Below are 25520 nucleotides of genomic sequence, written 5' to 3'. Positions count from 1 at the left end.
AACTCCTAAACTCGGTTAATAATCAATTTGTACCAGCTCTCAGGGAAATCTCTGTTTTAAGCTTTTCGGTCAATGCCTCCAAGGTCATCTGACCAAGGTCCGCGCCGGCCCGCGTACGCACAGCAACCGTTTGCGCGGCCACTTCCTTGTCACCCACGATAAGCTGGTAGGGTAGTTTCTGTAGACTATGCTCTCGTATTTTATAGGTTATCTTCTCATTTCTCAAGTCCGCGCACGCGCGAATTCCGCTATGCCTCAGCTCTTCCGCAACTTTGCGAGCGTAATCGGCCTGGCTCTCAGAGATATTCAGCACTGCCACCTGGTCGGGTGCAAGCCACAGGGGCAGGGCACCGGCGTAGTGTTCGATGATAATGCCAATGAAGCGTTCCAACGACCCGAGAATCGCACGATGAAGCATGACGGGAACTCGCCGTGAGTTGTCTTCTGCCACAAATTCGGCACCAAGGCGCTCTGGCATGGAAAAATCCAATTGCAGAGTGCCGCATTGCCACACGCGGCCAATGCTGTCCTTGAGCGAAAACTCGATTTTTGGTCCGTAAAAAGCGCCCTCCCCCGGCTGGATCTCCCAGGGAAGGTTTTTGTGCTCCAGTGCTGACTGCAGCGCAGCCTCAGCCTTGTCCCATTGCTCTTCGGAGCCGACACGCTTCTTGGGACGGGTTGAAAGCTTCACCAGAACCTCATTAAAACCAAAGTCGATGTAGACCTTCTGTAACAACTCAATAAATTTTACTGCCTCATCCTGGACCTGTGATTCGGCGCAAAAAATATGAGCGTCATCCTGAGTGAACGCTCGCACTCGCATAATTCCATGCAGAGCACCGGATGGCTCATTGCGGTGACACGATCCGAACTCAGCTAGCCGCAGGGGCAGATCCCGATAGCTCTTCAACCCATGCTTGAATATTTGCACGTGACCTGGACAGTTCATCGGCTTAACCGCAAATTCGCGCTCTTCCGATTGGGTGATAAACATGTTTTCGCGAAAATTTTCCCAATGCCCTGACCGTTCCCAAAGGCCTTTGTCCAGGACGGATGGCGTACGAATTTCCAGATAACCATGATTTCGGAATATCTGACGCATATACTGTTCAACCTGCTGCCAGATTACCCAGCCCTTGGGATGCCAGAACACCATGCCCGGCGCCTCTTCCTGCATATGAAACAGCTCCAACTGCTTGCCGAGCTTTCGGTGATCCCGTTTCTCCGCTTCTTCCAGTCGACGCAGGTAAGCATCCTGATCTTCTCTTCTCGTCCAGGCCGTGCCGTAAATTCGCTGCAGCATCTCGTTGTGCGAGTCGCCGCGCCAGTAGGCGCCCGCCAGCTTCATCAACTTAAACACCTTGAGCCTGGAGGTGGTAGGGACATGCGGTCCCCGACATAAATCCGTGAAATTGCCCTGAGAATAAAGAGAAACATCCTCCTCACCGGGTATAGCCTCAATGATCTGGGCCTTATAGTGCTCACCCTGATTTTTAAAAAAATTGATGGCGTCGGACCGATCGCAAACCTTGCGTTCCACTTTGAGATTGCGTGAGCTGATCTCCCCCATGCGTTTCTCGATTGCAGCCAAGTCTTCTGGCGTAAACGGCCGCGTATACGAAAAATCGTAGTAAAAGCCATCTTCAATTACAGGGCCAATCGTGACCTGCGCTTCCGGAAACAGCTCTTTCACCGCATGTGCAAGCAGATGCGCAGTGGAATGTCGGATTATTTCCAGCCCTTCCACATCTTTTTCGGTAATGATACTAATGTCGCTGTCGGTTTCGACGGGGCTTGAGACGTCCACCAGCTTACCGTTAACTTTTCCCGCCAGCGCGGCACGGGCCAATCCGGCGCCAATAGACGCAGCAATTTCGCCCACCGTTACTGGGTGCTCATACTTGCGCTCCGAACCATCCGGCAAACGAATGACAGTCACAGCTTCTTCCTCATACTTAAAATAAATCAAGCCTCGGCAATTTTTCTAATTTTACAGAGTCGCCGTCTTTATCGCCACCCGGAGCCCACCGGAACCCGGTCCCGACCTCTACGCCGACCCAAACTATAACAGTCAATCAAGTAATCTGCCAGAAGGCACCTTCAGGGATCTTTCGGCAACCTTTAGAAGCCTTTCTTGAAGGCGGCGATGGATCGCGAACACAGCTGTCGGGTGATTACCCGGTATGAACGCGGCGCTGAAGGAAGGGGGGAAGGAAAGGGGGGAGGGAAAGCGTGCGAAGCTTGGTCCAAGAGTAACTTGACCGCACACCCTGCACATGCCACCGCCCTGAACAAGGCGGCGGGGCATCTTTTTACTGGCGCTGCACGTCCGATTATAAGCCGGCCTCGCGCCTGAGCAATTCCTCGATTCTGAGGCCTACTTCGGACTTGCCGCCGAACACCGTTCCCAGCTTCTTTTTATTAAGATGCTCCAGGTTAGTCGTGTAGGCTTGATCCGGTAGTGGGAAGAATTTTACTTCTTTTACCAGCTTCGAGGCATTTTTCATGTAAAACTCAACAAACTGCCGAACTTCAGGTTTATCGGCCGACTTGATGTTCACGTAAATAAAAATAGGGCGTGACAAGGGCTGATAGGTTCCATCCTCCACCGTTTTCGCCGACGGCAGAACGGGCCCGTTTCCGCCATCGACGGCTATCGCTTTAACTTTTTTCTGATTTTCCACGTAGTAAGCGTAACCAAAAAAACCCAGAGCGCTCTTGTCGCTGGCGACCCCTTGTACCAATACGTTGTCGTCCTCGGATGCGGTAAAGTCTCCTCGACTTGATTTTGCCTTACCGACGATCGCCTCAGTAAAGTAATCAAAAGTGCCGGAGTCCGCCCCTGCCCCGTACAGCTTGAGTGGCTCGTCGGGCCATGCCGGGTTCACCTGGCTCCATTTGGTTATTTTTCCCTGCGCAGCCGGCTCCCATATTTTCTTTAACTCTGCGACAGTAATCGTTTTGGCCCAATCATTTTTCGGATTTACCACCACTGTGAGCGCATCAAATGCCACAGGCATCTCAACATATTGGACCCCGGCTGCTTTACAGGCATCCATTTCATTTTTAAGAATAGGCCGGGAGGCGTCGACAATATCGGTTTCACCACGGCAGAATTTTTTGAACCCGCCACCCGTGCCTGAAATGCCAACTGTCACTCTAACGGCACCCCTCTTTTCTTTTTGAAAATCTTCCGCCACCGCTTCGGTGATCGGAAAAACCGTGCTGGAGCCATCAATTTTTACAATCTCCGCACTCGCCAAGCTGATGAAGCTCATCAACGTCAGGAATACGGCGGATACTCCAGCCTTCTTATTGTTCGGCAATTTCAACATTTAAATCCCCGTTTGATTGATCAGATATTGTCTTTCGCGGGCTGCTATGCTACCTCACTAGTATTACCGTTTTGTGATATCACCCAGAACAGGGCCTAAGCCTGTTGCCGTCATGCTTGCTGTGACGGATATGATCCCCCGGACAATTCCCCACCGCTTATACGCTGAAGTCTGCATGTTGCCAGGAGGCCGAATGCGGGAGAACCTTCTGATTTTTGATTACAGGGCGCGCGACTCGTCACTTACTGCCGCATGGCTGACCACGTCGGCGATTTTCTCCGCCCAGAATTTCACTTTTTGCCCAGACTCGCCTTCCACCATCACCCTCACAAGAGGCTCGGTCCCCGACGCACGGAGAAGGACGCGCCCATTCCCAGCAAGGTCACCTTCAGCTTCGGCCTGTACCGCTTTGATCATGGCGTTAACCCGCGAATCGAACCCTTTCGGAACCTTGACATTGATGAGCTGTTGCGGATAAAGGGTCACGCTACGGGTAAGTTCGGCCAGGCTCTTGCCGGAGTCGCGCATGGCATACAAAACCTGCAACGCAGAAATGATGCCATCACCGGTCGTGTGCTTGTCGATGCAAATGATATGGCCTGAGCCTTCGCCGCCCAGTTGCCACTCTTTTTTTTGCAACAACTCTAATACATACCGATCGCCAACGTTCGCGCGAGCAAACGGAATATTTCGTTTTTCAAGACCCTTTTCAACCGCCAGGTTCGTCATGAGCGTACCTACCACCCCGCCCTTGAGACTCCCCTTTTGCTGGCGATGTCTGGCTATGATGTAGATCAGCCGGTCGCCGTCGTATAGAACCCCTTTTTTATCAGCCATGACCACTCGGTCACCATCGCCATCGAGCGCAATACCGATGTCGGCCTGGTGGTGCATGACCGCTTCCTGTAAGGAAGCGCCGTGCGTTGCCCCGCATTCGTGATTGATGTTAAGGCCGTCAGGCTGAGCCCCAATCGCAACAACGTCCGCACCCAGCTCATGCAGGACTGGCCCTACGATTTGATACGTAGCGCCATGAGCGGAATCAACCACTATCCTCCAGCCGCGAAGATCGAGGTGATTCGGGAAGGTGCTTTTGCAAAATTCGATGTATCGCCCTCGAGCGTCAACGACGCGTCGTGCTTTACCCAGTTGCGCTGACGGCATGCATCGGATAGGCGCATTTAGCCCCGCCTCGATCTCATGCTCGACAGAATCGGGTAGCTTGGTGCCTGATGCGGAGAAAAATTTGATGCCGTTGTCTTCAAATGGGTTATGAGACGCGGAAATAACAATTCCCGCCTGTAGTCGCAATGCACGGGTCAGATACGCCACCGCCGGGGTTGGAGTCGGCCCCGATAACAGCACGTCCACTCCGGCCGCGGAGAGCCCCGCCTGGAGCGCTGACTCAAGCATATAGCCCGATATGCGTGTGTCCTTCCCGATCAGTACTGCCGGGCGCTCCCCCTTGGATAGATGCCAATCGGCCGCCGCAAGTACGTTGCCGGCTGAATAGCCGAGATGCATCACAAATTCAGGGGTTATAGGCGCTTCGCCTACACGCCCGCGTATACCGTCGGTGCCGAAATACTTTTTTGTCACTTTCAAGAAAACCCGGAAAAGAAGTCAGAAGTTATGAAGAGTTTCAATGACTTTGCGACTGCTCGGCATCCTAATTGATCCATGGGACGTAAGTATTCTTACATCCCCGCAATTAAATTGGTAAATCCGATTCGGCTGCTTTAAACCGCCGAGCGCCGCAAGTAGAACTGGAAGTTCCATAACGTTACTTCACCGATCGAAGATGCATTTCGGAAAAAACTTCCGTTTCAAAAAACACCCCTTAACGGCAGTAACGCACTAGCCGTTCACGGTATTATAAACTGCCAACGCGTCCGTGGTGGCTTTAACATCATGCACTCTCACAATCCCCGCCCCTTTACTCACGGCGAGCAACGCTGCCGCAACACTTGCATGAAGCCGGTCATCTACCCCGGTGCCCGTCATCTTTCCCAGCATGGATTTACGTGACAATCCAGCCATCACTGGGACGCCCAGATCGCAGAAGCGATCGAGATGGCGCAGCATCTGGATGTTCTGGGTCTGTGTTTTGCCGAAACCAAAACCTGGATCTATTATCAACCGTTCATGCGGAACGCCAGCCTCCAGAGCGGCGTGAAGGCGTTGCAATAAAAAATCCCTTACCTCAATCACGACGTCATGATACTGGGGATTGATCTGCATACTGCACGGCTCGCCTTGCATGTGCATGAGACATGCCCCCACACCCCCGGCTGCTACGGCCTCAAGCGCACCTGGCGCCCGAAGCGCGTTGACATCGTTGATCATGGTCGCACCCGCGCTTATCGCGGCTCGCATCACTTCGGGCTTGGATGTATCGACGGAGACAGGATGCTTCATACCGACGAGGGCCTCCACTACCGGAATAACGCGGCGCATTTCCTCCTCCACGCTCACGGGCATGCTACCCGGACGGGTTGATTCACCGCCCACATCAAGCCAATCCGCCCCGTCTTCAACAAGTTGCGTGGCGTGCTGAAGCGCATGCTCGAACGAACTAAACAAACCGCCATCGGAAAACGAATCGGGCGTGACATTGACAATGCCCATCACGAGCGGGCGGCGGGGGACGCTAACGAATTGCTGCGCTGGCAACATGTGAATTTATACCCGGGATTGAGCTCGCTAATTAAAAAAGGCGGGGGAAACCCCCGCCTTTTTTATCTTTATCACCAAGTCGCAACACCGGATGGTCAGGCTTCCTGTGCTGGCGTGGGGGCAGCGGCTGGCGCCGCTGGCGGCGTATTATCCTTGGGAGGGGTCGATGTTGTTTTGGAAGGCTTCGGTGGCCGTGGCGCACGGCCTTCCATAATGTCACCGATCTGCTCGGAGTCTATGGTCTCCCATTCCAGCAGGGCTTTTGTCATGACTTCGATCTTATCCCGATTTTCCTCGATCAACCTGCGTGCCAGACTATATTGCCCATCAATGATACGGCGAATTTCGACATCCACCTTTTGCATGGTGGCTTCGCTTACATTCTTGTGTGTCGTCACTGAGCGACCCAAAAACACTTCGCCCTCGTTTTCACCATATACCATTGGGCCCAGCGAGTCGGACATACCCCACTGCGTGACCATCCGTCTTGCCATTTCCGTGGCGCGCTCGAAGTCGTTCGATGCGCCAGTGGTCATCTGCCCCATAAATATTTCCTCGGCGATTCGACCTCCGAAAAGAACGGCGATATTTTGCAAAATTTCCTCGCGATCCATGCTAAAGCGGTCTTCAGTTGGCAATTGCATCGTCACCCCAAGCGCGCGACCGCGCGGAATGATCGAGACCTTATGCACCGGGTCGGTCTTAGGCAACAGTTGGGCCACAACCGCGTGCCCGGATTCATGGTAAGCGGTGTTGCGTCGCTCGCGTTCGGGCATCAGGACCGACTTACGCTCCGCACCCATGAAAATCTTGTCCTTGGCACGTTCGAAGTCTTCCATGTCGACGAGGCGTTTATTGCTGCGCGCCGCGAACAACGCCGCCTCATTCACGAGGTTGGCAAGATCCGCACCTGACATGCCCGGTGTTCCCCTGGCAAGGATTTCGGCATGGACATCGGGCGCGATCGGCACCTTGCGCATATGGACATGCAGAATCTGCTCACGGCCCCGGATATCAGGTAGCGGGACGGTCACCTGACGGTCGAAACGACCGGGGCGCAGCAACGCGGGATCAAGCACGTCTGGCCGGTTCGTGGCCGCTATTACAATCACCCCAGCGGTTCCTTCGAAACCGTCCATTTCAACCAGCAACTGATTCAGCGTCTGTTCGCGTTCATCGTTGCCGCCACCTAGACCTGCGCCGCGTTGACGACCAACAGCGTCAATCTCGTCGATAAAAATTATGCAAGGGGCGTGTTTTTTGGCTTGCTCAAACATGTCACGCACGCGCGCGGCGCCGACGCCGACGAACATTTCCACAAAATCAGAACCGGAGATACTGAAGAACGGAACTTTGGCTTCGCCTGCGATAGCACGTGCGAGAAGCGTCTTCCCGGTACCGGGATTTCCCACCATTAATACTCCACGGGGGATGCGGCCACCCAATTTCTGGAATTTACTGGGATCACGGAGGAATTCGACCAACTCGGAAACCTCCTCTTTGGCTTCCTCGCAACCCGCCACATCAGCAAAGGTAACTTGATTGGTGGATTCGTCAAGCATGCGCGCCTTACTTTTTCCAAAGGAGAAAGCGCCACCGCTCCGTCCTCCTCCCTGCATTTGGCGCATGAAGAAAATCCAGACCCCGATCAGCAGCAGCATCGGAAACCAGGAGACGAAGATATTCATCAGCAATGACGGCTCTTCCTCCGGCTTGGCATCAATAATGACGCCTGCCTTGAGGAGATCGCTCACCATCCAAGGGTCGGAAGGCGTATATGTAACGAAGCGCCTGCCATCCGACTTGGTTCCCTTCAAGGTGCGGCCCTCGATGGTAACTTTGGCAATCCTGCCCTGCTTCACTTCGTCGATGAACTGTGAATATTCCATCGGCGCCTGTGCTGACTGCCGTGTACTGAACTGGTTGAACACAGTCATCAATACGAGGGCAATCACCAGCCAGATGGCCATGTTTTTAATGAGATTGTTCAAGTTAGCTCCTTGGCTTGCGCCGTCAAAATCCTTGAATGCTTCAATTCTAAACCCATTTGAAGATTTATAATAGCGATATGCCCGCTGCCCCCTTTGTGTTTTCCAACTCGGTCATTTTGTTTTCGGTGAGATTCCATCCCGCTTTCCCACTCCTAGTAAATAGAGTTCCGAACTGCGGTCGCGCGATGCTTCCGGTTTTCGTACTACCACCCGATCGAACGCCGCGCGCATGTTGCGTAAAAACTCCTCAAAACCAGATCCCTGAAACACTTTGACGAGAAAATTGCCGCCAGAGTTCAATCGCGTGATGCTGAATTGCAAGGCCAGCTCGGCTAAATAGATGCCTCGAGCCTGGTCAACCATTCCTATGCCGCTTATATTAGGGGACATATCAGAAATTACAAGGTCAACAGGACATTTTCCCAGACTTTCTTCCAATTGTGCCAAAACGGATGCTTCGGTGAAATCGCCTTGGATAAAGGTCACCCCGTTCAGCGGGGTCATTTCCGTTAGATCCACCGCAATCACTCTGCCGCGTTGCCCCAGCTTTTCCGTAGCAACTTGCGACCACCCCCCGGGGGCGGCCCCAAGGTCCACAACAGTCATGCCTGGCTCGAGCAAGCGATCCCGCTCCGCAATCTCGATCAGCTTATAGGCGGCACGTGAACGATAGCCCTCCTTTTTCGCCTGCTTGACAAAAAAATCGGTCACGTGCTCTCTCATCCAGGCTTTACTGGTTTTAGAGCGCTTCATCACGTAAAATGGGGTTTTTGGGAAATTTTATGTCAGAAGAACTTGCGCTTGCCCGCCGACCTGACCTGAAGGCCCGCGCTCACGCCCTGAAGCCGGTTGTCTGGATAGGCGCGGCAGGTTTATCGGAAAACGTAATTCATGAACTTGATCAGGGATTGAGAAGTCACGAACTGATCAAAGTAAAAGTATCGAACGATGAACGTCAAACGAGAACCGCCTGGCTGAATGAAATCTGCGATCGCCTTGGGGCGGCGCCAGTACAACACATCGGAAAGATTCTGGTAATCTACCGTCCCCAACCAGAAAAAACAATAGCGGCTGACCTCAGCCCTGTTCGCGAAGAGCGAAAATCGGGCGACACCAAGCGCCGTCGGCTCGCGCACAGCAAACGCCAGTGATCACACCGGCTTGGGATCCCGGTTGCGGAACTAAACATATTTCACATCCAGTATCTCATACTCGCGCACTCCGCCTGGCGCCAGAACCTCCGCCACATCGCCGGGATATTTGCCAATCAGTGCGCGAGACATGGGCGAACTGATCGAAATCTTTCCCTCCTTGATGTCCGCTTCGTCATCGCCAACAATCTGGTACGTGACGGTCGTCGCGCTGGCGAGGTCTTCGAGATCGATGGTCGCCCCGAAAACACAGGCACCGCCAGCGTCCAGTAATGCCGGATCAATAATCTGGGCGTTGGAAAGCTTGCTCTCCAACTCCGCGATACGCCCCTCTATAAAACCCTGACGCTCCTTGGCCGCGTCATATTCGGCATTTTCCGATAGATCACCGTGGGCACGGGCCTCGGCGATTGCTGCGATTACAGCCGGACGCTGCACGGTTTTCAGTTCGTGCAACTCAGCGCGCAGTTTTCCCGCGCCGATTACTGTTAATGGAATTGAGCCCATAGTCCTTTAGCGTTGTCCTTTTACGGTTCGTTTTCTAGTCGATGCGTTCTATCAGTTCGAAGGCTTATGACGCGTCTCTGCTAACCAAAACAGGATCGCCGTCGCCAACGCTACAACCTTCCCCCAGCGACTTTACCCTCAGCCATGAATGAAGTTTCTGCAAGCTGTAGGCTTCCAGCTCGCGCATATTCGCCATACCGATACAAGCAGCTCGCGCGCCCGCGAGCGTGGTGTAATACGTTGCCCTTGCCTGCAATACTGCATGACGTATCGAATACGAATCGTGAATCGCGCTCCGTTTATCTTCGACCGTATTTATGATCAAATCCATCTCGCCATTTTTGATCATGTCTACTATATGTGGACGACCTTCGGCCATCTTGTTTACCGGTGTAACGGTAAGCCCCGCCGCGTTCAGCACCGCGGCGGTCCCGCGCGTAGCATAGAGAGTAAATCCCAGTTGCGCAAGTTGGCGAGCGATCTCCACCGCCCGTGGTTTGTCAGCGTGGCGTACGCTTATAAAGACTTTGCCTGCGAGGGGCAGCTTTACGCCAGCGGCAAGTTGCGACTTGACGAATGCTTCTGCAAAAGTCTGCCCCACACCCATCACTTCGCCGGTGGATTTCATTTCCGGCCCAAGAATAGTGTCCACCCCGGGAAACTTGGTGAAAGGAAAGACGGCTTCCTTGACCGAATAATAGAAAGGAACAACTTCTTTGACAATACCTTGCTGGGCAAGCGTCATGCCTGTCATACAGCGGGCGGCTACTTTCGCCAGTTGCAACCCCGTCGCTTTGGACACGAAAGGCACGGTCCGCGACGCGCGCGGATTTACCTCCAGCACGTATACAGTATCGCCCTGGATAGCGAACTGCACATTCATCAATCCGACAACCTTAAGCGCGCGCGCCATTGCTGAAGTCTGGCGCCGCAACTCATCCTGCATATGCGACGACAAGCTGAATGGCGGCAGCGAGCACGCGGAATCGCCAGAATGTACGCCCGCCTGCTCAATGTGTTCCATGATGCCGCCTATCAGCACCATCTCGCCGTCGGAGACCGCATCCACATCCACTTCAACGGCGTCATTCAGAAAGTGATCGAGCAGAACCGGGGAGTCATGCGAAACCTTGACCGCCTCGCGCATATAACGTTCCAGATTTAGCTGCTCGTGGATAATCTCCATTGCTCTACCCCCCAATACGTAGCTGGGGCGTACCACCAACGGATACCCGATTTCATCGGCTGCCGCCAGGGCTGCACTTGCATCGCGCACGGTACGGTTTGGGGGTTGCTTCAATCCCAACCGGTGCAGCATTTTCTGAAAGCGCTCCCGATCCTCGGCGCAGTCGATCATGTCCGGGCTGGTGCCAATGATCGGCACCCCAGCTGCCTCCAGATCACGGGCGAGTTTCAGCGGCGTCTGGCCCCCGTATTGCACAATCACGCCTAAGGGCTTCTCTACTTCAACGATTTCGAGCACGTCCTCCAGCGTCAGCGGCTCGAAATAAAGCCGGTCGGAGGTGTCGTAATCGGTTGAAACAGTTTCCGGGTTGCAATTGACCATGATGGTTTCGAAGCCATCCTCGCGTAATGCCAGTGCTGCATGGACACAACAGTAGTCGAACTCTATACCTTGGCCGATGCGATTGGGTCCGCCGCCCAGCACCATTATTTTTTTTCTTTCACTCGGTAGCGCTTCGCACTCCTCCTCGTAGGTGGAGTACATATACGCTGTGCGAGTTGCAAACTCCGCCGCGCAAGTATCCACCCGCTTATATACTGGCCGCAGGTTGAATTGATGGCGTCGGGCGCGAACGGCCGCCTGCGTTGTGGTCATCAGCTTGGCCAGACGCCGGTCAGAGAAGCCGCTGCGCTTGAGCCTGCGTAGCTCGGGCGCGTCAAGCCCGTTCAGCACCTTTCCGGCGAGAGACTGCTCCTGCCTGACCAGATCTCCAATCTGGGCAAGAAACCACCGATCGATGCGGGTATGCTGATGTATCTCGTCGAGCATCATCCCGCAACGAAACGCGTCCGCAACATACCAAATCCGATCTGGGCCGGGATCACTCAACTCGGCGGCTATGGTATCAATATCGCAAGTTTTTTCGTCCAACCCGTCGACACCGATTTCCAGTCCGCGGAGCGCTTTTTGCAGGGATTCCTGGAAGGTGCGTCCGATGGCCATCACCTCACCCACCGATTTCATCTGAGTGGTAAGGCGATCATTTGCCTGTGGGAACTTCTCAAAAGCGAAACGTGGAACTTTCGTTACGACATAATCTATGGTTGGTTCAAAGGATGCCGGCATCGCCCCGCCAGTGATGTCGTTTTTGAGTTCATCCAGCGTAAAGCCTACTGCGAGCTTTGCCGCGACCTTGGCGATGGGAAACCCGGTCGCTTTCGACGCCAGCGCCGAGGAGCGGGATACACGTGGATTCATTTCTATTACAAGCATTCGTCCGTCGTGGGGATTGATGGCGAACTGCACATTTGAACCGCCCGTTTCCACCCCGATTTCGCGCAATACCGCGATTGACGCATCGCGCATGATCTGATATTCCTTGTCCGTCAGCGTTTGCGCCGGCGCGACGGTGATGGAATCGCCCGTATGGACTCCCATGGGGTCGAGATTCTCGATAACACAGACGATAATGCAATTGTCTTTCTTGTCGCGTATTACCTCCGTCTCGAATTCCTTCCAGCCAATGACGGATTCCTCGATCAGCAACTCCCTGGTAGGCGAGACTTCCAGTCCGCGCTCGCATATTTCCAGAAATTCCTCCCGGTTATACGCGATACCGCCTCCGCTCCCGCCCATGGTGAATGAAGGACGAATGATAGCGGGATAGCCAACCATCGCCTGTACCTGCAGCGCCTCTTCCAGGCTATGGGCGATGGCAGAACGGGCAGAACCCAGTCCGATACGCGTCATGGCCTGCTTGAACTTCTCGCGATCCTCAGCCTTGTCGATTGCCTCACGCGAAGCGCCGATCAACTCGACATTGTATTTGTTAAGCACGCCATTCTTTGCCAGGTCAAGAGCGCAGTTCAACGCTGTCTGGCCGCCCATCGTCGGCAGCAACGCATCGGGACGCTCAATGGCTATGATTTTCTCCAGCATGGGCCAGATAATGGGTTCGATATAGGTGACATCGGCCATTTCGGGATCGGTCATGATGGTGGCAGGATTCGAATTAACCAGGACGATTCGATAACCTTCTTCCCGCAATGCCTTACATGCCTGCGCGCCGGAATAGTCAAACTCGCACGCCTGGCCGATGACGATAGGGCCAGCGCCAATGATGAGAATGGATTTGATATCGTTACGTTTAGGCATAGCTGCAGGGAGTTATTAGGCGTAAAAACGCGGTGACATCTTGAGACACCAGCGAAAGTAAGTCCGCTTGCTTGTTTGCACGTTAGAGGCTGTAAGGAATTAAAAGCAGTGGCAATACAGGTTCAGCCAACGCCCGGCCATGGCCAATAACGCCTTCGCCAGTCTTACGGATCACTTCACATTCTGAAGACATCCAGTACAAATCCTTGAGGCTGGCAAAACGATACAAGGCGGTACAACTTGTGTTGCGGGCGACGCGTCGCCATCATCTAAGCACCGGCACACAGCAAGCTTCCCCGCGCCCGCTGCGCTTATAACTCCTCATCTAATTTTTCAGCGATTCGCTCCGACGTATGACTTACTTAGAAGAGGCGCCGCTTCCGTTCCCCATATCTTCTCCCGTCCTTTTCCGCTCCATCAATCCGATAAATTTATCGAATAGATAGTCGAGATCGTGGGGTCCCGGACTGGCTTCGGGATGACCCTGAAAACAAAAGGCGGATTGACCGATCAGTTCAAACCCCTGCAAGCTACCGTCAAATAACGATAGATGGGTAATACGCGCATTCTTAGGCAAGGAACTGCTATCAACCGCAAAACCGTGATTTTGACTGGTGATGAATATCTTTCCGCTATCAACATCCTGCACAGGGTGATTCGCGCCGTGGTGACCGAATTTCATCTTTACGGTACGCGCACCACTGGCCAATCCCAGCAATTGATGTCCCATGCAAACACCAAAAATCGGCAGGTCTTCTTCGAGCAACTTTCTGGTCGCCGTGATGGCGTAATCGCACGGCTCGGGATCACCCGGGCCGTTGGAAAGGAAGATGCCATCGGGCTTCAATGCGATAATCTCATCGGCTGCTGTCTGCGCGGGGAAAACAGTGACCCTGCAATTACGCTGCACCAACTTCCGAAGCATATTGCGCTTGACACCAAAATCCAATGCAACGACATGAAAGCGAGGGTTCTCCTGAGTCTGGTATCCGTGCCCCAGTTTCCATTCGCCTTCATTCCATTCATAACGCTCGGCACAGCTCACCACTTTGGCGAGGTCCATTCCCACCAGGCCGGGAAATGCTTTTGCCTGTTTCAGCGCTTCCGCTTCGTCGGGCGACCCGGCCATAATACAGCCGGCTTGCGCTCCTTTTTCGCGCACAATACGAGTGAGCTTGCGGGTATCGATATCCGCAATTGCGACTACTCCGTGCTGTTTGAGATATTCCGGTAAGGTCTGGGTCTGGCGCCAGTTACTGGAGGCAGGTGGAAGACTTCGAATAACCAGTCCTGCCGCATGTACTCTATCGACGTTGCCGAATTCCACATCATCATCGTTTGTACCCGTATTTCCGATATGGGGATAGGTAAGGGTTATTATTTGGCGGCAATAAGACGGATCAGTGAGAATTTCCTGGTACCCGGTCATGGAGGTGTTAAAGACCACCTCCCCCGTACTGATGCCGTCGGCGCCAATGGATAAGCCACGAAAGACTGTGCCGTCAGCGAGCGCAAGAACGGCATGCGTGGGTTGTGGCACGGAAAGCTCCTGGGGGAATACAGACACGGATTGAAACGGGACAAGATGCCGTCTGTTCCGTTTTCGAAAACCGAAATTATACGTTCAAAAGCGTCCTACTTCAATAAAACCGGGCGATATAGCGACAAGGATCATGGACAGACCAGTTGACGGGAATCAGCTGAAATGACAAACAGGAAGGGAAAATTGATCCCGGCCTACTGAAGGATAGACCGGTGTGAACTTCTTAGCGCAACCCGAGCACGTCCTGCATATCGAACAGCCCATTCTGTTGGTCCGCCAGAAAACGAGCCGCCCGCAGAGCGCCTTCCGCGAACGTTGCACGGCTGCCAGCCTTGTGCGAGATCTCAATCCGCTCGCCCGTACCCGCAAACATCACAGTGTGCTCACCTACAATGTCACCGCCGCGCACAGTGGCAAAACCGATAGCGCCGGTGGGACGCTCACCCGTATGGCCCGCGCGTTCATAGACCGCGACCTTTCCAAGATCTCTACCAAGCGCCTTTGCCACCACCTCCCCCATCTTAAGTGCAGTACCGGACGGGGCATCCACCTTATGGCGATGGTGAGCTTCGATGATCTCAACATCATAACCCTCACTCAACACCCGGGCCGCCATTTCCAGCAGCTTGAGGGTCACATTCACCCCCACGCTCATGTTGGGAGCAAATACGATGGCGGCATCCTTTGATGCGGCCTCAAGTTCTTCTTTTTGCTCGGGCGAAAAGCCGGTGGTCCCAATGACCATTTTGACCCTGTTCGCTCGACAGGCGGCGAGATGCGCCAGCGTTCCTTCAGGACGGGTAAAATCGATCAGCACATCGCTTACGCGAAGCGCGGCAGCCAAATCATCAGTAATATGCACATTCCCTGGGGCGCCTATTAACTCACCCGCGTTTTTCTTAAGGTAGGGGTTCCCCGCACGCTCCAACGCAGCAGTTAAACGCAGATCCTCCGCTCGCGCAATCGCTTCCAGCAATGCACGCCCCATTCGGCCGGAACTTCCGGCAACGGCGATATTCAATGTCTTCATCTGGGCTTAAATAACATCACTTTCAGGACGACGTCCCTACTCTTTTAGTTGGTCCGCTTCATTGGCGCCCCTGTCCGTCGCCTGTGATGGCGCCTGCCTGGGAACTCGTTTTTCCGGCGCCGGCGAAACTGAAGTATCGCTTCTCGGAGGAACGCCGTTCGAACTTGTAATACTGCCGGGGTCGGGACTTTTCTGAACTGGCGTTTCCGCTAAAACCGGAACCCCGCCTGCGTCCTTGCGCTCTTCTTTAACCAAGGGCGTCTCAGGCTCAATCGGCGCTGCGTGCTCGACTACAGGAGGCCGAATAAAAGCAGCTGAAGTTTTGAAACTGCCATCAATGCGTATCAGGTTGTCTTCGTCAAAAAACACGGTCAGGCGTCGCTGCTCAACCAGTCTACCTTCCTGTTCCAGGCGATACACGTAATCCCAGCGGTTGTTGTGAAATGCGTCGTTAATCATCGGCGAGCCCAGAGCAAAACGCACTTGTGACCTCGTCATTCCCGGCTTCAGTTTGTCGACCATTTCCTGGGTGATAACATTGCCCTGCTGGATTTCTATTTTATAGAGCAGGGATGGAACAGACGAACATCCGGCGAGCAATATCGCAACGACCAGCGTGAGTAGTATTGCGCGCATGCGGCAGCGTAGTGTTTCCAAAGCAAACCCAACGTTATATGATACAGCAAATAACCTATTGGATGACATCGCTATGAGCAAGCCAAACAATCTTAAAACCATGGGCTTGAAGGCCACGTTACCACGGCTCAGAATCCTGAGCTTGTTTGAGAGCAGCCCCGTCCGCCATCTCTCCGCAGAGGATGTTTATCGAACACTGATCAGTGAAGGCGAAGATATTGGTCTTGCCACTGTCTACAGGGTGCTCACCCAGTTCGAGCAGGCCGGATTGCTCGAGCGCCACCATTTTGAAGGCGGCAAAGCCGTGTTTGAGCTTTCCAGCAGCACGCATCATGACCACTTGGTGTGCTTGCAGTGCGGCAGGGTCGAAGAATTTTATGACGCCGAAATCGAGAAACGGCAAATAAAAATCGCCAAGGATCGGGGATTTGCCTTGCACGAGCACTCGCTTTCGCTTTACGCGGACTGCATCAAGCCCGCGTGCCCGTATCGAAAAACGGAAGAAGGCCCGGGTAGTGGGAAAAGTTGATTTTATACGCCGCGCCCGTATTTGACCGTGAGTCGTCAGCAGCAACTGACCCTGTTGAACGGGTAGATAGTCGATGTAGATCGCAGGATGGCGCTACGAAAATGCGCACCATCATTGTACTGAACGTGCTGTTCTCGTCTAGTCGTGCGTCAGTTGATAAATCCCCCGCCCCGACTCTTCACCTGCTACCACACTCTTGTCATGTTCGAGCCAGGGATCTCTCATAAATCCTCCATCTGTCCTGTCGGGGGGACACAGTGGGATTAGGAACCGACGCCGCGACCGGGCAAGGGCCGGATGCGGGACACTTATTCGGCAACTCTCCTGTCAAGGGGTTGACCAATGATTGCCTAACCGCTACTGTTCAGTGTTTCACTTAATATTTTGCTGCACCCTACATTGGAAATGAAGAAAGCATGAGCACGGAATTAACGGGCGCTGAAATCACGGTGCGTTGTTTGCAGAAGGAAGGGGTCGATTATATTTTCGGCTACCCAGGCGGCGCCGTGCTGTTTATTTATGACGAATTGTTCAAGCAGGACAAGGTCAAGCACGTCCTCGTGCGGCATGAGCAAGCGGCAGTGCACGCAGCGGACGGCTACGCCCGATCCAGTAACAAGGTTGGCGTGGCCTTGGTGACCTCGGGCCCTGGCGTCACTAATGCTGTTACTGGTATCGCTACCGCCTACATGGATTCCATCCCGCTCGTCATCATCAGCGGACAGGTGCCAACCCATGCCATCGGCTTGGATGCGTTTCAGGAGGTTGACACGGTGGGTATCACCCGCCCTTGCGTCAAACACAACTTTCTGGTGAAGAACATTGATGAGCTGGCAACCACCATCAAGAAAGCATTCTACATTGCGTCAACTGGACGCCCCGGGCCCGTGCTCGTGGATATCCCCAAGGATGTAAGTCAGCAGAAAGCAGCGTTTCTTTATCCGGACAGCGTCTCCATGCGCTCCTATAATCCCGTCACCCGCGGGCATGCGGGGCAGATAAGAAAAGCCGTACAACTGATACTCGAAGCGAAACGTCCGATGATGTACACGGGCGGGGGCGTCATCCTTAGCGATGCTGCGGGGAGGCTCACCGATCTCGTGCAGATGCTCGGCTTTCCCTGCACAAATACATTAATGGGTTTGGGCGGCTATCCCGCAACTGACAAGCAGTTTGTCGGAATGCTGGGAATGCATGGCACATACGAAGCCAATATGGCGATGCAACACTGCGACGTGCTCGTCGCCATCGGTGCCCGGTTCGATGATCGTGTCATCGGCAATCCGAAGCATTTCTTTAATGAAGATCGCAAGATCATTCACATCGACATCGATCCTTCGTCCATATCCAAGAGGGTCAAAGTCGATGTCCCGATCGTCGGTAACGTCTCGGACGTACTGGATGAATTGATAAAACAGCTCAAGGCGCACAAGGAAAAACCGGACCAGACGGCTCTTGACGCGTGGTGGACTCAGATCAATGCGTGGCGTGCCCGTGATTGCCTCAAATACGACCGTTCAGGTACAGTCACCAAGCCGCAATGGGTGATCGAAAAGCTCTATGAGGTGACAGGGGGCGATGCATTCATCACCTCCGATGTAGGTCAGCATCAGATGTGGGCGGCGCAGTTTTACAAGTTTGACCTGCCCCGCCGCTGGATCAATTCCGGGGGCCTGGGAACGATGGGATTCGGTCTGCCGGCAGCGATGGGCGTTCAGTTTGCGAATCCTGGTAACGTCGTCGCCTGTGTTACAGGTGAGGCCAGCATACAGATGTGCATACAAGAGCTGTCTACGTGCAAGCAGTACAATTTGCCACTCAAGATTATTAATTTGAATAACCGTTATATGGGCATGGTAAGACAGTGGCAGGAATTTTTTCACGGCAATCGTTATGCCGAATCGTATATGGATGCTCTTCCGAATTTCGTCAAGTTGGCCGAGAGTTATGGTCATGTAGGCATGAAAATTGAACACCCGCAAGATGTGGAAGGCGCCCTCAAGGAGGCATTCCAGCTCAAGGACAGATTGGTATTCATGGATTTTATTACCGACCAGACGGAGAACGTGTTCCCCATGGTGCCCGGCGGGAAGGGTCTTTCTGAAATGATCCTGGTATAACAAATGCGCCATATCATTTCTTTGTTAATGGAAAACGAAGCGGGCGCATTGTCTCGTGTCGCGGGGCTCTTCTCTTCCCGCGGATATAATATTGAATCCCTTACCGTCGCGGCCACGGAAGATTCCACTTTGTCCCGCATGACGCTAGTTACCACGGGTTCAGATGATGTGATTGAGCAAATAACCAAGCAACTAAACAAGCTCATCGAGGTCGTCAAAGTGGTGGACTTGAGTGATGGGGATCACATTGAGCGCGAACTGATGCTGATAAAGGTGCGTGCCCTCGACAAGGATCGTGAGGAAATCAAGCGGATGTCGGATATTTTTCGCGGCCGCATCATTGACGTTACCGATAAATCGTACACCATCGAACTGACCGGTACCGGCTCCAAGCTCGACGCATTTCTTCAGGCCCTCGAACGTAGCTCAATTCTGGAGACAGTACGCACCGGCGCCTCCGGCATAGGCCGTGGCGAGCGGATATTGAAGGTCTAGCAGGGGTCGTGCGCGCTGGGAAAAACCCGCTCCCCAGCGCTTCTACTGTCGCTTTCTAATTCTTTTAAGCATAAGGAAACCATGAATATTTATTATGATAAGGACGCCGACTTGTCCCTCATCAGAGACAAGAAAGTCACTATTGTCGGTTATGGCTCGCAGGGACATGCTCACGCCAATAATTTGAACGACTCGGGTGTAACGGTGACTGTTGGGCTGCGCAAGGACGGAGCCTCGTGGAGCAAAGCGCAGGCTGCTGGCCTTAACGTCCAGGAAGTGGCAGAGGCCGTGAAAGGAGCTGACGTAATAATGGTGCTGCTCCCAGATGAGCAAATCGCCGCCGTTTATGCCTCTGAGATCGAGCCCAACCTGAAAAATGGTGCAACGTTGGCGTTCGCTCACGGCTTCAACGTGCATTATGGCCAAGTATCGCCACGGGAGGATCTCGACGTCATCATGATAGCGCCAAAAGGGCCGGGGCATCTGGTGCGCTCAACCTATCTACAAGGGGGTGGCGTACCTTCACTCATTGCCGTGCATCAGAATAAATCGGGCAAGGCGCGCGAGCTTGCACTCTCCTATGCAGCAGCTAACGGCGGAACGCGCGGAGGCGTGATTGAAACTAACTTTCGCGAAGAAACCGAGACCGATCTGTTCGGCGAGCAGGTGGTCCTGTGCGGAGGTTTGACCGCTCTGATTCAGGCTGGCTTTGAAACATTAGTTGAGGCGGGGTATGCGCCCGAAATGGCCTATTTCGAATGTCTTCACGAGGTGAAACTGATTGTTGATCTGATCTATGAAGGCGGGATAGCAAACATGCGCTACTCTATTTCCAACAATGCGGAATATGGCGACATATCGCGCGGTCCGCGCATTGTTACCGAGGCCACCCGGGCAGAAATGCGCAAGATCCTGCACGAAATTCAGATAGGTGAGTATGCGCGCGAATTCATTCTGGAAAATCGGGCAGGTGCGCCGATGCTGAAAGCCAGTCGCCGCCTCGCTTCCGCTCATCAGGTTGAAACAGTCGGCGCCAAGCTGCGAGACATGATGCCCTGGATCAAAAAAAATAAGCTGGTCGATCAGGCGAAAAATTAAAAGAGGCAGGGGCGGCCCGACGCCAACCCGGGCCGCCCGTCCCTGTCCGCTCCTCAAAGCCAGTCTCACCCGTATTACAGTCCCGCCTTCTTTTCTGACGGATTTTTTTGGCTTACTGCAAACGCCGGGCCAGTGCCTTAGTCCGGCGGCCGATTGATTCGCTGGGCGCTTTCTCCGAAGATAACACATACCCGAAGCGTGACCTATTCACTGGGTAACGGGCCCCATGCTCTTGGGCATGGATACAGGGACTGCTGTTTACCATCGACCGATAACCGGTTAACATCAACCGGTCTCCTCCGGGATTGCATGAACGATGCATGATCCTCATCCACGCCTCCTCAAATCCAATCTCCGCCGGCGCGGCATATATCTGCTGCCTAACTTGTTTACCACGGCCGCACTGTTCGCCGGATTCTATGCCATCGTGCAGGCGATGAACGGGCGTTTTGAACATTCCGCGGTTTCCATCTTCATCGCGATGGTGCTGGATGGATTGGACGGGAGGGTGGCTCGTCTGACACACACTCAGAGCGAATTCGGCGCAGAATACGATAGCCTATCCGACATGGTTTCGTTTGGCGCGGCACCCGCGCTGGTGATATACGAATGGGCGTTGAAGGGCATGGGCAAGCTAGGGTGGATCGCGGCTTTCATTTATTGCGTCTGTGCCGCGCTGCGTCTCGCCCGCTTCAATACCAATATCGGCGTCGTGGACAAGCGCTTCTTTCAGGGCCTCCCGAGCCCGGCCGCCGCAGCACTCATTGCGGGCCTGGTGTGGGTGATGCTGGATTTTGAAATAGCCGGTACAGACATCCGCTGGCTTGCGTGGTGCATCACGCTATTCGCGGGTTTGACAATGGTGAGTAACATCCCCTATTACAGCGGCAAGGAAATCAATTTGCGTAAAAGCGTGCCCTTCATCACCGTTCTGCTGCTGGCGCTCTTTTTCTTTGTACTAATTCCAAGTCATCCACCCGTTGTCCTGTTCTGCCTTTTTTTCCTCTATGCGCTCTCCGGCTATTTCTTGCGGATGTGGCGATGGTTCAAGAAGAAAAGAACGACCATCGAGAGCCAATAACCTATGGCGCGACCTTCCACCCAGACCCTGACAGAACGCCCTGAATGGCAAGCCCTCGCAGGCCATTTCCCGTCGGTCAAGAATCTGCATCTGCGTCAGCTCTTCGCCGAGGATCCCCAGCGTGGTGAGCGATTTGTCGCGGAAGCCGCCGGCATCTACCTCGACTACTCCAAGAACCGGATTACCAGCGAAACGCTCCGACTGCTCGTGCACCTTGCCGATGAATGCAGTCTGCGGCAGCGTATAAACGCAATGTTCAGAGGCGAACCGATCAATTCCACTGAGCAGCGTCCCGCTTTGCATATTGCTTTGCGCGCGCCTCAGTCAGAGAGAATTGTTGTTGACGGCGTTAATGTCGTGCCGGAAGTACACAAGGTGCTCGACCGGATGACCGACTTCGCCGTTCGATTACGGGACGGCCAGTGGCGCGGACATACGGGGCAGCGAATTCGCAATATCGTCAATATTGGCATCGGCGGCTCGGACCTCGGTCCGGTGATGGCATACGAAGCACTTCGGCACTACGCGCTCCGCGATATGAACTTCCGCTTTGTGTCCAACGTGGATGGCACCGACTTCGAGGAGGCCACACGGGCGCTCGCTCCGGAAGAAACGCTATTCATCATCTGTTCCAAGACATTCACCACTGCCGAAACATTGGCTAACGCGCATGCAGCTCGTCAATGGATGCTTGATAAGCTTAAAGATGACCAGGCCGTGCGCAAACACTTTGTGGCTGTCTCGACCAATGCGGAGGAAGTATCCAAATTCGGCATCGATACAGCAAATATGTTCGGGTTCTGGGATTGGGTAGGCGGACGCTACTCGCTCGACTCCGCGGTTGGCCTCTCTACCATGATTGCAATCGGGCCCGACAATTTTAGGGCCATGCTGGCAGGTTTTCACGCGATGGACCAGCACTTCCTAACTGCTCCGTTCGACCATAATTTGCCCGTGCTCATGGGATTGCTCGCGATCTGGTACAACAATTTCTTCGGCGCAGCGTCGGTTGCCGTGTTGCCCTATGACCAGTACCTTAAGCGCTTCCCGGCTTATTTGCAGCAACTAACCATGGAAAGTAATGGCAAGCACGTTACGCTCAGTGGCGCTCGTGTTGGCTACGACACCTCACCCGTGATCTGGGGTGAGCCGGGTACGAATGGTCAACACTCTTTTTACCAACTGGTTCATCAGGGTACACGGCTGATTCCGTGCGATTTTATCGGCTTTTGTCGAACTTTGAACCCTCTCGGAAATCATCATGACGTACTGATGGCAAACTTGTTTGCTCAAACCGAAGCGTTGGCTTTCGGAAAGACCGAGGATGAAGTGAAAGCTGAGGGAACGCCCGACTGGTTGTGCCCGCATCGAAGTTTCGAGGGTAACCGCCCAACAAATACAATTCTCGCCGAGCGCCTGACACCCCACAGCCTAGGGGCGATTGTCGCCCTTTACGAGCACAGCGTTTTCACGCAGGGAGCAATCTGGGATATTGACTCGTTTGATCAGTGGGGCGTAGAACTGGGAAAGGCACTGGCTTACCGCATTATCAAAGAGCTCGAGCATCCGGATGTAAATTCGATGAAGCACGACAGTTCTACCAATACGTTACTGCGGCGCTATATCCGGGTTAAGAATACGTGAGCTGAACCAAGCCGTGAGCTTGAACCAGGACGCTCGTGGTTGAAAATCCCGCTGTTATAGCTATAACTACATAAACTACTCAAGTCGTTTGCCGGAAAGCCGAGGAGAATGCGTATCGAGGTTTAGCCTTTCGTAAGATATTTACTGCTTAAATAAGCACTGGGTTTGCTCTACAGGATCACTTCCATGAGAAATCAAACGCAATCTGATCGCATCTGTATCGCTACCCTTCGCAGTCTATCCATAGACGCTGTTGAGAAGGCGCGTTCCGGTCATCCCGGCACACCGATGGGCGCAGCCAGCACCGCATACTGCCTGTGGCAGTACTTTCTTCGCTATGATCCGGATGATCCCGAATGGCCGAACCGTGACCGCTTTGTGCTGTCGGCCGGCCATGCCTCGGCATTGCTCTACAGCCTGCTTTATCTCACAGAGGTAAGGGCCACGGGTCCTCATTACCAAGAGGCTGACAGGCAGGCGGTTACCCTTGATGATCTCAAAAGTTTCCGGCAAGCCGGCAGCCGTTGCACAGGTCATCCGGAATACGGCTGGACGTCTGGCGTGGAAACCACCACGGGACCCCTGGGGCAGGGCGCCGCAGTCAGCGTGGGGATGGCGATAGCCGGATGCTGGCTCGCAGCAACATACAACCGCCCCGGTTTCGACCTGTTTGACCACAACGTTTATTCGCTGTGTAGCGATGGCGACGTAATGGAGGGAATCAGCAGTGAAGCCGCCTCGCTCGCAGGGCACCTCCAGCTGTCCAATTTGTGCTGGGTCTATGACGATAACCGCATCACGATCGAGGGATCGACCGAGCTGACCTTTACCGAGGATGTGGCCGCGCGGTTCACCGGGTATGGATGGAATGTAGCGCGCGTCAGCGATGCCAACGATCTGACGCAACTGACGCGCGCGTACGAGACGTTTCGCGCCACACGTGATCGGCCAACGCTCATTATTGTGCGCAGCCATATCGGCTATGGCTCTCCGCACAAGCAAGATACACGCGAAGCGCATGGCGAACCGTTAGGCCCTGAAGAGGCGCGGCTGGCCAAGGAATTTTACGGTTGCGACCCCGATAAGCAGTTTCACGTTCCGGACGGCGTGAGGGAACATTTCGGAGCGTATTTCGGGAACCGCGGCCGGGCGGCCCATGCCGCCTGGAACCAATTGTTCACGGCCTATGGTTTGCAATACGGGGACCAGGCCGCCGAGATCGAGTGCATGCAAGTGCGTGGTATGCCGCAAGATTGGGATAAGGATTTGCACCCGTTTCCGGCGGATGTAAAGGGACTTGCAACGCGTGAATCATCCGGCAAGGTATTGAACGCCATTGCCCAACACGTAACGTGGCTGCTTGGCGGCGCGGCAGACCTTGCGCCCTCGACCAAAACCGAACTGAAGGGCGCATTTTACGGCGACTTTCAGGCGCCAGTGATCCCTGATAATCCGGAGCGCAGTTATCGCGGCCGCAATCTGCATTTCGGGTTGCGCGAACATGCGATGTGCGCCATTGCTAGCGGGATGAGTTTGTCGAAACTTCGCCCCTACGCCGCCAGTTTTCTTGTGTTTACGGACTACTGCCGCGCCGCGCTCAGACTTAGCGCCATGATGGAAATTCCAATCATCTATATATGGACCCATGATTCGATCAGTCTGGGGGAGGATGGGCCAACGCACCAGCCGGTCGCGCACCTGGCGTCCTTGCGCGCCTCGCCCGGCATGCTTGTATTGCGGCCAGCGGACGCGAACGAGGTGGTTGAAGCATGGCGCATGATCATGCGACAAAAGGAACGCCCGGTCTGCCTGATATTGACACGCCAAGCCGTACCAACGCTCGACCGCAGCAAGTACGCGCCCGCGAGTGGCGTATCCCGGGGCGCATATGTCCTGGCCGATACTCCCCATGGAAAACCGGATGTTCTGCTGCTGGGTACCGGCAGCGAAGTTTCACTTTGTGTCACCGCGTATGAACAGCTACAGTCGGAAGGAATCAATGCGCGGGTAATCAGCATGCCTTCCTGGGAGTTGTTTGAACACCAGAGCCAGGAATACCGCGACAGCGTTCTGCCACCCGATATTCTCGCCCGGGTGGCGGTCGAAGAAGCGTCGATTTTCGGTTGGGAACGCTATGCTGGAAACTCCGGAACGATCCTGGGCATGCGCTGCTTCGGCTTGTCCGCACCCGGGGCAATTGTCGCTGATCATTTCGGATTTACCCCCGAACGCGTCGTTGCGGCGGCGAAGGAACAAATCGCCAGGCACGCCGCGAGATAGTATATGGATATTGCGAGTGCATGCACTCGCAATATCCTTCCGCTGCGCCCACTCAACACATTAT

General features: G+C 54.1%; 19 protein-coding genes. 8 read left to right on the top strand and 11 right to left on the bottom strand.

What is annotated here, in order from left to right; all coding sequences use genetic code 11:
* Positions 1-22 precede the first annotated feature (22 nt).
* From thrS to C8R31_RS08960, 6 genes are all read right to left on the bottom strand, one after another.
* Positions 23-1939 (bottom strand): threonine--tRNA ligase, encoded by a 1917-nt coding sequence (thrS, locus tag C8R31_RS08985; RefSeq protein ID WP_107693886.1) that lies wholly within the window; start codon positions 1937-1939, stop codon positions 23-25.
* Between the two features lie 394 nt (positions 1940-2333).
* Positions 2334-3335, bottom strand: coding sequence for a PstS family phosphate ABC transporter substrate-binding protein (locus C8R31_RS08980; RefSeq protein WP_107693735.1), 1002 nt, complete (start codon positions 3333-3335; stop codon positions 2334-2336).
* A 219-nt stretch (positions 3336-3554) separates the two neighbouring features.
* Positions 3555-4934: a phosphoglucosamine mutase gene (glmM, locus tag C8R31_RS08975; protein WP_107693885.1), complete on the bottom strand. Its 1380-nt coding sequence runs from the start codon at positions 4932-4934 to the stop codon at positions 3555-3557.
* Positions 4935-5192: 258 nt separating this feature from the next.
* Positions 5193-6011 carry a dihydropteroate synthase gene (gene folP / locus C8R31_RS08970; protein WP_107693734.1) on the bottom strand — a complete coding sequence of 273 codons (819 nt, stop codon included), beginning with the start codon at positions 6009-6011 and terminating at the stop codon, positions 5193-5195.
* 95 nt (positions 6012-6106) lie between these two features.
* On the bottom strand, positions 6107-8002 hold the full coding sequence (gene ftsH, locus C8R31_RS08965; RefSeq protein WP_107693733.1) for an ATP-dependent zinc metalloprotease FtsH: 1896 nt from the start codon (positions 8000-8002) through the stop codon (positions 6107-6109).
* Positions 8003-8113: 111 nt separating this feature from the next.
* The gene (locus tag C8R31_RS08960; RefSeq protein ID WP_107693732.1) at positions 8114-8755 is read right to left on the bottom strand and encodes an RlmE family RNA methyltransferase; all 642 of its coding nucleotides are present in this window, start codon (positions 8753-8755) and stop codon (positions 8114-8116) included.
* Between the two features lie 29 nt (positions 8756-8784).
* Here C8R31_RS08960 and yhbY point away from each other — a divergent pair, with 29 nt between their 5' ends.
* Positions 8785-9153 carry a ribosome assembly RNA-binding protein YhbY gene (gene yhbY / locus C8R31_RS08955; protein ID WP_107693731.1) on the top strand — a complete coding sequence of 123 codons (369 nt, stop codon included), beginning with the start codon at positions 8785-8787 and terminating at the stop codon, positions 9151-9153.
* A gap of 30 nt (positions 9154-9183) precedes the next feature.
* Here the strand turns inward: yhbY and greA are convergent, their stop codons facing one another.
* From greA to C8R31_RS08930, 5 genes are all read right to left on the bottom strand, one after another.
* Complete coding sequence (gene greA / locus C8R31_RS08950; protein WP_107693730.1) at positions 9184-9660, bottom strand: transcription elongation factor GreA; 477 nt, start codon at positions 9658-9660, stop codon at positions 9184-9186.
* A gap of 64 nt (positions 9661-9724) precedes the next feature.
* Positions 9725-13000 carry a carbamoyl-phosphate synthase large subunit gene (gene carB / locus C8R31_RS08945; protein ID WP_258192646.1) on the bottom strand — a complete coding sequence of 1092 codons (3276 nt, stop codon included), beginning with the start codon at positions 12998-13000 and terminating at the stop codon, positions 9725-9727.
* 358 nt (positions 13001-13358) lie between these two features.
* Positions 13359-14540 carry a glutamine-hydrolyzing carbamoyl-phosphate synthase small subunit gene (carA, locus tag C8R31_RS08940; RefSeq protein WP_107693729.1) on the bottom strand — a complete coding sequence of 394 codons (1182 nt, stop codon included), beginning with the start codon at positions 14538-14540 and terminating at the stop codon, positions 13359-13361.
* A gap of 226 nt (positions 14541-14766) precedes the next feature.
* Entirely contained in the window at positions 14767-15573 is an 807-nt protein-coding gene (dapB, locus tag C8R31_RS08935) for a 4-hydroxy-tetrahydrodipicolinate reductase (RefSeq protein WP_107693728.1), read from the bottom strand.
* A 36-nt stretch (positions 15574-15609) separates the two neighbouring features.
* Positions 15610-16209 carry an outer membrane protein assembly factor BamE gene (locus C8R31_RS08930; protein WP_107693727.1) on the bottom strand — a complete coding sequence of 200 codons (600 nt, stop codon included), beginning with the start codon at positions 16207-16209 and terminating at the stop codon, positions 15610-15612.
* Positions 16210-16282: 73 nt separating this feature from the next.
* Between C8R31_RS08930 and fur the strand changes: the two genes are divergently transcribed.
* The 7 genes from fur (at position 16283) to tkt (ending at position 25456) form a co-directional block, all read left to right on the top strand.
* Positions 16283-16738: a ferric iron uptake transcriptional regulator gene (gene fur, locus C8R31_RS08925; RefSeq protein WP_107693884.1), complete on the top strand. Its 456-nt coding sequence runs from the start codon at positions 16283-16285 to the stop codon at positions 16736-16738.
* A 416-nt stretch (positions 16739-17154) separates the two neighbouring features.
* Positions 17155-18858 carry an acetolactate synthase 3 catalytic subunit gene (locus C8R31_RS08920; RefSeq protein ID WP_107693726.1) on the top strand — a complete coding sequence of 568 codons (1704 nt, stop codon included), beginning with the start codon at positions 17155-17157 and terminating at the stop codon, positions 18856-18858.
* 3 nt (positions 18859-18861) lie between these two features.
* The gene (ilvN, locus tag C8R31_RS08915) at positions 18862-19353 is read left to right on the top strand and encodes an acetolactate synthase small subunit (RefSeq protein ID WP_107693725.1); all 492 of its coding nucleotides are present in this window, start codon (positions 18862-18864) and stop codon (positions 19351-19353) included.
* An 81-nt stretch (positions 19354-19434) separates the two neighbouring features.
* Positions 19435-20451: a ketol-acid reductoisomerase gene (gene ilvC / locus C8R31_RS08910; protein ID WP_107693724.1), complete on the top strand. Its 1017-nt coding sequence runs from the start codon at positions 19435-19437 to the stop codon at positions 20449-20451.
* A 316-nt stretch (positions 20452-20767) separates the two neighbouring features.
* A complete protein-coding gene (gene pssA / locus C8R31_RS08905; RefSeq protein ID WP_107693723.1) occupies positions 20768-21532 on the top strand; it encodes a CDP-diacylglycerol--serine O-phosphatidyltransferase in 765 nt (254 codons plus the stop codon).
* Between the two features lie 3 nt (positions 21533-21535).
* Positions 21536-23176 (top strand): glucose-6-phosphate isomerase, encoded by a 1641-nt coding sequence (gene pgi / locus C8R31_RS08900; RefSeq protein WP_107693722.1) that lies wholly within the window; start codon positions 21536-21538, stop codon positions 23174-23176.
* 186 nt (positions 23177-23362) lie between these two features.
* Positions 23363-25456 carry a transketolase gene (gene tkt / locus C8R31_RS08895; RefSeq protein WP_107693721.1) on the top strand — a complete coding sequence of 698 codons (2094 nt, stop codon included), beginning with the start codon at positions 23363-23365 and terminating at the stop codon, positions 25454-25456.
* Positions 25457-25520 lie beyond the last annotated feature (64 nt).

The sequence above is a fragment of the Nitrosospira sp. Nsp2 genome (assembly GCF_003050965.1).
GTDB lineage: Bacteria > Pseudomonadota > Gammaproteobacteria > Burkholderiales > Nitrosomonadaceae > Nitrosospira.
The sequence above is the reverse complement of the archived record's forward strand: the minus strand, read 5'-3'. Positions and strand labels throughout refer to the sequence as shown.

Excerpts from the sequence above, each read along its gene's own strand:
- pgi (WP_107693722.1), top strand. The coding sequence starts at position 21,536 with ATGGCGCGACCTTCCACCCAGACCCTGACAGAACGCCCTGAATGGCAA.
- fur (WP_107693884.1), top strand. The coding sequence starts at position 16,283 with ATGAGCAAGCCAAACAATCTTAAAACCATGGGCTTGAAGGCCACGTTA.
- folP (WP_107693734.1), bottom strand. The coding sequence starts at position 6,011 with ATGTTGCCAGCGCAGCAATTCGTTAGCGTCCCCCGCCGCCCGCTCGTG.
- dapB (WP_107693728.1), bottom strand. The coding sequence starts at position 15,573 with ATGAAGACATTGAATATCGCCGTTGCCGGAAGTTCCGGCCGAATGGGG.
- greA (WP_107693730.1), bottom strand. The coding sequence starts at position 9,660 with ATGGGCTCAATTCCATTAACAGTAATCGGCGCGGGAAAACTGCGCGCT.
- C8R31_RS08920 (WP_107693726.1), top strand. The coding sequence starts at position 17,155 with ATGAGCACGGAATTAACGGGCGCTGAAATCACGGTGCGTTGTTTGCAG.
- C8R31_RS08980 (WP_107693735.1), bottom strand. The coding sequence starts at position 3,335 with ATGTTGAAATTGCCGAACAATAAGAAGGCTGGAGTATCCGCCGTATTC.
- ilvN (WP_107693725.1), top strand. The coding sequence starts at position 18,862 with ATGCGCCATATCATTTCTTTGTTAATGGAAAACGAAGCGGGCGCATTG.
- carB (WP_258192646.1), bottom strand. The coding sequence starts at position 13,000 with ATGCCTAAACGTAACGATATCAAATCCATTCTCATCATTGGCGCTGGC.
- C8R31_RS08930 (WP_107693727.1), bottom strand. The coding sequence starts at position 16,209 with ATGCGCGCAATACTACTCACGCTGGTCGTTGCGATATTGCTCGCCGGA.
- ilvC (WP_107693724.1), top strand. The coding sequence starts at position 19,435 with ATGAATATTTATTATGATAAGGACGCCGACTTGTCCCTCATCAGAGAC.
- tkt (WP_107693721.1), top strand. The coding sequence starts at position 23,363 with ATGAGAAATCAAACGCAATCTGATCGCATCTGTATCGCTACCCTTCGC.
- C8R31_RS08960 (WP_107693732.1), bottom strand. The coding sequence starts at position 8,755 with ATGAAGCGCTCTAAAACCAGTAAAGCCTGGATGAGAGAGCACGTGACC.
- yhbY (WP_107693731.1), top strand. The coding sequence starts at position 8,785 with ATGTCAGAAGAACTTGCGCTTGCCCGCCGACCTGACCTGAAGGCCCGC.
- pssA (WP_107693723.1), top strand. The coding sequence starts at position 20,768 with ATGCATGATCCTCATCCACGCCTCCTCAAATCCAATCTCCGCCGGCGC.